We start from the raw sequence: 926 nt of genomic DNA, 5'->3' as shown, positions 1-926 counted from the left end.
CTGACAACGATCGCACCTAGGCCTGATGCTGAAATAATTAGCAATACGCTTGAGGCCAAGCTGCCACCGAAGAGCACTGGTGTAGAAGCACGAATGCCTTGTTTAAGCGTGCTGTTTACCATTAATAACGATAAAGGGCCCGGTATCGCGATGACGATGATGATCGCGGTGAAGTAGAGGAGCCAAGTTTCAATTTGCATTCGATACCCGTTTTCTGTTGGTGTCATGCCGGACGTGATCCGGTATCTTTCAGCCTTACAGGCTGGTTTAATTTAGTACTACTTATCTTGTTTTTATGTTCTTTCTTGCTCGCACAAGAAAGAACCAAAGAAGTGCGTACCTGCTCTTCGGCCCTTCGGGTTCATTCGTAACTTGGTTAAAAATGGCGCTGCGGAACTTATCCGCTTCGCGGATTTCGGACAGTCTTCGCTGTATCCATTTTTAACTTGCAGTTACTCATCCTTCGAGAAGGCAATTTTGCTTCGATAAAGTTGGTGATTACACCAATTTCCTTTCGCGACTCACCTAGTCAGAAAGGGTAGTGTAGGCTTCGATTAAGCTTTACGAATACTCCTAGCTTTATCGGAGTAGCCTCTTTCCCCATCTCGAAGGGCGAAAACTCGCTAGTTCAAATCGGATTAAGCGAGGACTATTTGAGCGTAGCGAGTTCCGCAGCGCCGATTTGAACAAGAGTTTAAGCGTAGCCGAAGACCCTGAGAGTTTGGGTCGCCTTTAGATTCCAAAGACCTTTGGCGATGCAAAGGTCTTTGGGCGCGGTCGGCCGCCGCCGGCAGGATAAATGGAAATAAATCTGTCATGCCGCGAGCCAACGCATAGCCCTTAACTCGACCTTTAGGTCGAAACCTGAAATCGCATCCTGTGGCAAAGCCACAAAAACAAAAAAAGGGGCCAAAGGCCCCTAAAAA

General features: G+C 47.4%; 1 pseudogene. It reads right to left on the bottom strand.

Features of this window, described 5'->3' with window-relative positions:
* A pseudogene (locus A3739_RS07790) lies at positions 1–227 on the bottom strand (hypothetical protein); the annotation flags it as partial.
* Positions 228–926: the final 699 nt, after the last annotated feature.

Source organism: Oleiphilus sp. HI0067 (assembly GCF_001635735.1).
This window is presented reverse-complemented; position numbering and strand designations above follow the sequence as displayed.